Genomic DNA, 8102 nt, shown 5'->3' on the forward strand with positions numbered 1-8102 from the left:
TGCGACCTCTGGGTTATGAGCCCAGCGAGCTACCGAGCTGCTCCACCCCGCGTTGACTTGAAGAAGGTTACGGGGGTGGGGCGACAGAACGCAAATCGGCTGCTGGATGCCGGTCCAGCGGGCCCAGGCCCGGTCTATCCCCTATCCACTGTTACGGAGCGCGGTGGCCAGGCCGTTCATCGTGAGCTGGATGCCGCGGCGGATGCGGGGCGAGTCCTCGCCGGCGCGGAACTGGCGGAGCAGTTCGATCTGTAGCAGGTTGAGCGGCTCCAGGTACGGGAAGCGGTTGTAGACCGAGCGTTTGAGGGCCGGGTTGTCGGCGAGCAGGTCGTTGGTGCCAGTGATCGTGAAGTACATCTTGATGGTTCGTTCGTGTTCGTCGACGATCATGCCGAACACCTTGTCGCGCAGCTCCTCATCGGGTACCAGCTGGGCATAGCGGTTGGCCAGGCCCATGTCGGACTTGGCCATCACCTGCGCCATGTTCGACATCACCGAGGTGAAGAACGGCCATTCCTCGTAGTAGCGGCGCAGCGTGGCGAGCTTGCTCTCGTCGCCGTCGATCCACTGCTCGAACGCCGATCCGGTGCCGTACCAGCCGGGCAGCATCACACGGGACTGTGACCAGCTCAGCACCCACGGTATGGCCCGTAGGTCCGAGATCGCCTTGGTCTGCTTACGCGATGCCGGCCTCGACCCGATATTGAGGGCACCGATCTCCGACAGCGGCGTCGACGAGGTGAAGTACTCCACGAAACCCGGTGTCTCGTGCACCAGCTTGGAGTATGCGGCCCGCGCCAGTGCGGCGATCTCGTCCATGTCGCGGTACGCCGACTCCGAATCGTCGCCCAGCCCTTCCACGTCCAGCAGCGACGACTCGATGGTCGCGGCCAGCAGTGTCTCCAGGTTGCGCGCGGCCTTGACCGGTTCGGAGTACTTCGCGGCGATCACCTCACCCTGCTCGGTGATCCGCAAGGAACCCTGCACCGCACCCGGCGGCTGGGCGAGAATCGCGTCGTAGCTCGGTCCGCCGCCACGGCCGACGGTGCCGCCGCGACCGTGGAACAGCCGAAGACGGATGCCCGCCTTCTTCGCCGCCTCGACGAGGTCGAGTTCGCCCCGATACAGCGCCCAATTCGCGGCCATGTATCCGCCGTCCTTGTTGGAATCGGAGTAGCCGAGCATGATCTCCTGAATGCCCCGCTGCGACTCCACCAACTTTCGATAGAACGGAACATCCAGCGCCGCAAGGATTGTCGCCGCACCCTGCTGAAGATCCTCGATAGTCTCGAACAGCGGCACCACCCGGACCGTCGAGCGCGGCGATCCGTCGTTGGGGTCGAACAATCCCGCCTCCTTGAGCAGGATCATCGCCTCCAGCATGTCGGAGACCGACTGGCACATGCTGATGATGTAGTTGGGGACGGCTTCGGGACCGTACAGCGCAACGGCTTTGGCTGCGGCACGAACGATGCCCAACTCCTTGGTGGCCAGCTCGCTCAGCTCGGCGTCGGGACCGATCAGCGGCCGGCGCGAGGTCAGTTCGGTCGACAGCAGCGCCACCCGCTCGTCCTCGTCGAGTGAGGTGTAGTCAGGATGCACACCGGCCCAGGCGATCAGCTCGGCCACCACCTCCTCGTGCATGTCCGAGTTCTGGCGCATGTCCAGGCCGTACAAGTTGAATCCGAACGTACGCACGCCTTCCCGCAGCGTGCGCAGCCGGTCGTCGGCGATGATCTCGTCACTATTGGCGCGCAATGCCGCGTCGATGACATCGAGATCGGCGAGCAGTTCGCCGGCTGTCTCATACGGTGCCGAGCCGTCCACCAGGTACAGGTCCGACGTGCGCATCACGTCCTCGCCGAACATCGCGGTGGCTTTGGCCGCCAATCGGGAACGGATGTGCCGCAATGCAATCCGACACGGCTCGTCCGCCGATGGGTCTTCTGGCGACGTTCCGGTCAGCGCGTACAGCGCATCGAAGGGCACCGTGAGCCTGGTCGACAGGCTCATCTCCATCCCCAGCACCTCCAACTGCTCGAGATAGTGGCCGATGGCGGTGCGCGCGGCCATCGTCGTGGAGAAGCCGACCACCTCCTCGGTCACATAGGGGTTGCCGTCACGATCGCCGCCGATCCACGAGCCCATCCGGATCATCGGCTGATCCTCGATACCCGCGTCCGGATAGGCGCCACGCAACGCCTGCCGCACCTGCGTATTGATCTTGGGCACCACTTCGAAGAACGCGGCATCGTAGTACCGCAGTCCGGTACGGATCTCGTCCTCGATGCGTGGTCGCTCCAGCCGGATCAGCGCGGTCTGCCACAGGGTGAGGATCTGCCTGCGGATCCCCTCGATGATCTCCTCGTCCTCCTCCGGCGTCGGATCCTGCCGCAGGTGTGCCCGCAGCAGGTCTGTGATGCGGTGCTGCGCCTCGAACACCGAGCGGCGGCGGGTTTCGGTCGGGTGCGCGGTGATCACCGGCACCACCGTCGCGTCGGCGAGCGCGGCACCGACTGCGGCGTCGCTCAGATCGGCGGCGGCGAGTCTGGAGTAGGTGGCGGCCAGGCTGCTCGTTTGCGGCGGATCGCCCGCCCGGACGTGAATCCGGCGCCGGCGTTCGCGGTGAATGTCCTCGGCCAGGTTGGACAGCAGCGCGAAGTGACTGAAGGCCCGGATGATGGGCAGCGCGACCGCGATATCGATGTCGGCATACCGATCAGCAAGATTGTCGCGGTCGAGTTCGCCGCGCCGGATGCGGAAGGCGTCGCGTCGCGAACCCTCGACGAGATCGAAGATGTCGTCGCCGGAGTGGGTGCGAACGGTGTCACCGAGGATGGTGCCGAGCAGGCGGATGTCGTTGCGGAGCGGCTCGGTCAGTGACCGCCCTTCGTCATCGATGTGAATGTGGTCGACGATCGAAATCGATGGCCGCCAGCTTGCTGCACCCCGTGAAGGACTCGAATCGCTCATGGCGACCAGTATTGCGCCAATTGCGGTTCGTGGCAGTGCGACCGGGGAATCGGGCTTTGGTCGCGTGCGAAGTGGTGACGTGAGGCGACGAGTGTCACCGGACCCTTCGAGACCCTCGCTCGTGCCTCGCTTCGGCCTCAGGGATCAAGATGACCGGCCGGTACAGGGAGCGTGTGAACGTCAGGAGAGTTTGATGTCGACGCCGATGCCGATGATGAAGATGACCCAGATGAGGCCGACGAAGATGGTGAGACGGTCGAGGTTGCGTTCGACGACGCTGGACCCGGACAGGCTGGACTGCACGCCACCACCGAACAGCGACGACAGGCCGCCGCCTTTGCCACGGTGCAACAGCACCAGCGCGATCATCAGGATGCTGGTGATGATCAGTCCGATGTCGAGTGCGAGCTTCACGAGTGGCGGTGTCCTGTCGGTCTCGGGTGCGTAAACATGTGGCGGACCGGCCCTGGTGGGAACCGATCCGCCACAGTCTACGCTAACGCCGGGTTACGGCAGCGGGCCCCCGGCGGCGATGGCCGACAGCGTTGCGAACTCGTCCGGCTTGAGCGATGCCCCGCCGACGAGTGCCCCGTCGACGTCTGGCCGGCCGACGATGTCGCCGACGTTCTTGGCGTTGACAGAGCCGCCGTACAGGATCCGCACCGAAGCCGCGGTCTCGGCATCGGCGATCTCGGCCAGTGCGCCACGCACGGCGGCACACACCTCCTGCGCGTCGTCGGCGCTGGCCACCCGGCCGGTACCGATGGCCCATACGGGCTCGTAGGCGATCACGGTCTTGCCGATCTCCTCGGCCGACAGCCCGGCGAGTGACCCCTTGAGCTGCGCGACGTTGTAGTCGACGTGATTGCCGGCCTCGCGGACCTCCAGGCCCTCACCGATACAGACGATCGGCGTGATGCCGTGCCGCAGTGCGGCTTTGGCCTTGGCCAGCACCGCCTCGTCGGTCTCGGCATGCAGGGTGCGGCGCTCGGAATGCCCGACCACCACGAAGGTGCAACCCAGCTTGGCCAGGAACGCCCCGCTGATCTCACCGGTGTAGGCGCCCGAATCGTGTTCGGACAGGTCCTGCGCCCCGTAGGTGAGCAGCAGCTTGTCGCCGTCGACGACGGTCTGCACGCTGCGGATGTCGGTGAACGGCGGGATCACCGTCACGTCGACCTTGTCGAAGTACTTGGCCGGCAGCGCGAACGCCAGCTTCTGCACCAGCGCGATGGCCTCGAGGTGGTTGAGGTTCATCTTCCAGTTGCCCGCGATCAGCGGCTTGCGTGTGGTCACGTATCAGCTCTCCAAAACCTTCAGTCCCGGCAGTTCCTTGCCCTCCAAATATTCCAGCGAAGCACCGCCGCCGGTGGAGATATGGGAGAAACCGGAATCGGGCAGACCCAGCGTGCGCACCGCAGCAGCCGAATCACCGCCACCGACGACGGTGAACGCACCACCGGCGGTGGTCTCGGCGATCGCCTCAGCGACCCCGCGGGTACCGTCGGCGAACTTCTCGAACTCGAACACGCCCGACGGGCCGTTCCAGAAGATCGTCTTGGCGCCCGAGAGCACTGCGGTAAACCGTTTGACGGATTCGGGTCCGATGTCCAGGCCCATCCAGCCGTCCGGGATCTCGTCGGCGGCAACGGTCTGCGAGTCGGCATCGGCGGCGAACTTGTCGGCCACCACCACATCGACCGGCAGCTTGATCACGTCACCGAATCGTTCCAGCAGGTCTTTGCAGACGTCGATCTGATCTTCCTGCAACAGTGAGGTGCCCACCGAATGACCTTGCGCGGCAAGGAACGTAAATGCCATACCGCCGCCGATGACGAGGGTGTCGACCTTGGGGGCCAGCGATTCGATGACGCCGAGCTTGTCGGAGACCTTCGACCCGCCGAGCACCACGGCGTACGGCCGCTCCACCTCGTGGGTCAGCTTGGCCAGCACGTCGACCTCGGCGGCCACCAGATTGCCCGCGTAATGCGGCAGCAGCTTGGCGACGTCGTAGACCGAGGCCTGCTTGCGGTGCACGACACCGAAACCGTCGGAGACGAAGGCGCCGTCGTCGCCGACGAGCTCCACCAGGGCCTTGGCCAGCGATTCGCGCTCGGCCTCGTCCTTGGACGTCTCACGCGGGTCGAACCGGATGTTCTCCAGCAGGAGCACGTCACCGTCGGTGAGCCCTTCGGCACGGGCGAGTGCGTCCGAACCGACGACGTCGCCGGCAAGTTGCACGTTGCGACCGAGTTCGGCCGACAGGCGCTCGGCGACGGGCGCGAGCGAGAACTTCGGGTCGGGCTCACCCTTGGGCCGACCGAGGTGGGCGGTGATGATCACCTTGGCACCCGCATCGATCAGCGCGCCCAGGGTGGGCAGCGACGCCAGAATGCGGCCCGGATCGGTGATCGTCGACCCGTCGAGCGGGACGTTGAAATCCGACCGAACCAGCACACCGCGACCCGAAACACCTTCTTCGAGAAGGTCTTTCAGAGTGGCTACGGGCATCAGAGCGACTTTCCGACCAGACCGATGAGGTCGACGAGGCGGTTGGAGTAGCCCCACTCGTTGTCGTACCAGGACACGGCCTTGATCTGATTGCCGAGCACCTTGGTCAGGCCGGCGTCGTACAGCGAGCTGTGCGGGTCGGTGACGATGTCGCTGGAGACGATCGGCGCGTCGTAGTACTTGAGGATTCCCTTGAGCGGGCCCTCGGCGGCGGCCTTCATCGCGGCGTTGACCTCGTCGGCGGTGGTGCTCTTGGTGACCTCGACGGTGAGGTCGGTGACCGAACCGGTGGGGATCGGCACACGCAGCGCATAGCCGTCGAGCTTGCCCTTCAGTTCCGGGAGAACCAGGGCGATGGCCTTGGCGGCACCTGTCGAGGTGGGCACGATGTTGATGGCCGCGGCGCGCGCGCGACGCAGGTCCTTGTGCGGGCCGTCCTGCAGGTTCTGATCCTGGGTGTAGGCGTGCACGGTGGTCATCAGGCCGCTGACGATGCCGAACTCGTCGTTGAGGACCTTGGCGAACGGGCCGAGGCAGTTGGTGGTGCACGAGGCGTTGGAGATGATGTTCTGGCTGCCGTCGTACTTGTCGTCGTTGACGCCCATCACGATGGTGATGTCCTCGTCGGAGGCGGGGGCGGAGATGATGACCTTCTTGGCGCCGGCGTCAAGGTGTCCCTGCGCCTTGGCGCGGGCGGTGAAGATGCCGGTGGACTCGACGACCACGTCGACGCCCAGGTCGCCCCACGGCAGGGCCGCCGGGCCTTCCTTGACCTCGAGGGCCTTGATCTTCACATCACCGACGACGATGGTGTCTTCGCCTTCGAGGGAGACATCCTGCGGCAGGCGGCCGAGGATGGAGTCGAACTTCAGCAGGTGCGCGAGACTCGCATTGTCGGTCAGGTCGTTGACCGCGATGATCTCGATGTCGGTGGTCCCCAGCGCCTTTTGTGCCTCGACAGCGCGGAAGAAGTTGCGGCCGATCCGGCCGAATCCGTTAACGCCTACCCGAACAGTCACAGTTGTGCTCCTTAGCGGTATTCATCGACGGGCCGTGCGGCCCCGGGTACGGGCCACCGGTGGCACCCGTCCGGTGCCGCCGAGAGACCTACGCCGCATCTCAGCCTAGTAGGCCGGGGTTGCCGGAGCAGCATGTGGCACCGAAAAATCAGGCGTCGTCGAGCAGGTCGGAGGTGACCGCCGCCTCGGTGTCCGGAATGCCTTCTGCGCGTGCCTTTTTGTCGGCCATCGACAGCAGTCGGCGAATCCGGCCCGCGACGGCGTCCTTGGTCATCGGCGGGTCGGCGAGTTGGCCGAGTTCTTCGAGCGACGCCTGCCGGTGCGTCACCCGCAACTGCCCGGCGGCGAGAAGGTGGTCGGGGATCTCGTCGCCGAGGATCTCCATGGCGCGCTCGACGCGGGCAGCGGCTGCGACCGCGGCGCGCGCGGAGCGTCGGAGGTTGGCATCGTCGAAGTTGGCCAGGCGGTTGGCGGTGGCGCGGACCTCGCGACGCATGCGGCGCTCCTCCCACACCAGCCGGGTGTCGTGGGCACCCATCCGGGTCAGCAGCGCACCGATGGCCTCGCCGTCGCGGATCACCACCCGGTCGGCCCCGCGGACCTCGCGGGCCTTGGCGGTGACACCGAGCCTGCGGGCGGCACCGACGAGGGCGAGCGCGGCCTCGGGTCCGGGACAGCTGACCTCGAGCGCCGACGACCGGCCGGGTTCGGTGAGCGAGCCGTGTGCGAGGAACGCACCGCGCCACGCGGCCTCGGCGTCGGCGACACTGCCGCCGACCACCTGTGCGGGCAGGCCACGGACCGGCCGGCCCCGCATGTCGAGCAGACCGGTCTGCCGCGCCAGTCCCTCGCCGTCCTTGGTGACCCGGACGATGAACCGTGCGCTCTTGCGGATTCCGCCGCTGCGCAGGACGTGCACCTCGGAGCCGTATCCGTAGAGGTCGTGGATCTCGCCCCGCAGGCGCCGCGCGACGTTGCCCACGTCGAGTTCGGCCTCGACCACGACGCGGCCGGCAACGATGTGCAGGCCACCGGCGAACCGAAGAAGGGCGGAGACCTCTGCCTTCCGGGAGCTGACCGTGGTCACCGAGAGGCGACTGAGCTCATCCTTGACCGCCGCCGTCATCGCCACCAGTACCTGGCCTCCTGTCATCTTCCCCATCCCCCTGCTTGCTGTGGTGTGACCGCGAGACCACTCCGTGAGCCGCGAGCGCCAAGCATCACCGAACGGGCATCACCCCGACGAACGGCCATTATCGCAAGGCCGTGACGGCGCGCATACGCGCATGCTCCGATCCGACTTCGTTATCTTAGGTAACAAAGACTATTTATCTTCATACAGGTCGCGGATCAGATGCGCCAATTTCTCCGGGTCGTGCACATGCCTGCCGGCCACCGCGAGATCACCCACGTGAAGCGTCGCGCCGAACTTGGCCGCAGCTTGCTCGAGGTACTCGCGCTCGCGCCCCGCCGGCACCGACGCGGAATCGACCACCACGTGATCGACACGGAAGGCAGCGGCGTGCGCATGCAGCACATGCAGATGACGCTCCACCGAAAAGCCCGGTGTCTCACCCGGTTCCGGCGCCAGATTGACCA

At 66.1% G+C, this 8102-nt stretch carries 6 protein-coding genes and 1 pseudogene; all 7 read right to left on the reverse strand.

Going from position 1 to position 8102, the window contains the following annotated elements; genetic code table 11:
- Positions 1-141: 141 nt before the first annotated feature.
- The gene (ppc, locus tag Q0627_RS02980; RefSeq protein ID WP_291012573.1) at positions 142-2973 is read right to left on the reverse strand and encodes a phosphoenolpyruvate carboxylase; all 2832 of its coding nucleotides are present in this window, start codon (positions 2971-2973) and stop codon (positions 142-144) included.
- A 180-nt stretch (positions 2974-3153) separates the two neighbouring features.
- Positions 3154-3387: a preprotein translocase subunit SecG gene (secG, locus tag Q0627_RS02985; RefSeq protein WP_291012575.1), complete on the reverse strand. Its 234-nt coding sequence runs from the start codon at positions 3385-3387 to the stop codon at positions 3154-3156.
- A 93-nt stretch (positions 3388-3480) separates the two neighbouring features.
- The gene (tpiA, locus tag Q0627_RS02990) at positions 3481-4269 is read right to left on the reverse strand and encodes a triose-phosphate isomerase (RefSeq protein ID WP_291012578.1); all 789 of its coding nucleotides are present in this window, start codon (positions 4267-4269) and stop codon (positions 3481-3483) included.
- Between the two features lie 3 nt (positions 4270-4272).
- Positions 4273-5484: a phosphoglycerate kinase gene (gene pgk / locus Q0627_RS02995; protein ID WP_291012580.1), complete on the reverse strand. Its 1212-nt coding sequence runs from the start codon at positions 5482-5484 to the stop codon at positions 4273-4275.
- Complete coding sequence (gene gap, locus Q0627_RS03000; protein WP_291012582.1) at positions 5484-6503, reverse strand: type I glyceraldehyde-3-phosphate dehydrogenase; 1020 nt, start codon at positions 6501-6503, stop codon at positions 5484-5486. Before gap ends, pgk begins: the two co-directional genes overlap by 1 nt.
- Positions 6504-6651: 148 nt before the next feature.
- Positions 6652-7635, reverse strand: a complete 984-nt coding sequence (gene whiA, locus Q0627_RS03005) for a DNA-binding protein WhiA (RefSeq protein WP_291012606.1) — start codon at positions 7633-7635, stop codon at positions 6652-6654.
- A gap of 192 nt (positions 7636-7827) precedes the next feature.
- Positions 7828-8102: pseudogene (locus Q0627_RS03010) on the reverse strand (hypothetical protein); the annotation flags it as partial.

Source organism: uncultured Gordonia sp., from assembly GCF_937858515.1.
Lineage (GTDB): Bacteria > Actinomycetota > Actinomycetes > Mycobacteriales > Mycobacteriaceae > Gordonia.

What these genes read in the sequence shown, in the direction of transcription:
- pgk (WP_291012580.1), bottom strand. Translation starts at nt 5,484, where the DNA reads ATGCCCGTAGCCACTCTGAAAGACCTTCTCGAAGAAGGTGTTTCGGGT.
- ppc (WP_291012573.1), bottom strand. Translation starts at nt 2,973, where the DNA reads ATGAGCGATTCGAGTCCTTCACGGGGTGCAGCAAGCTGGCGGCCATCG.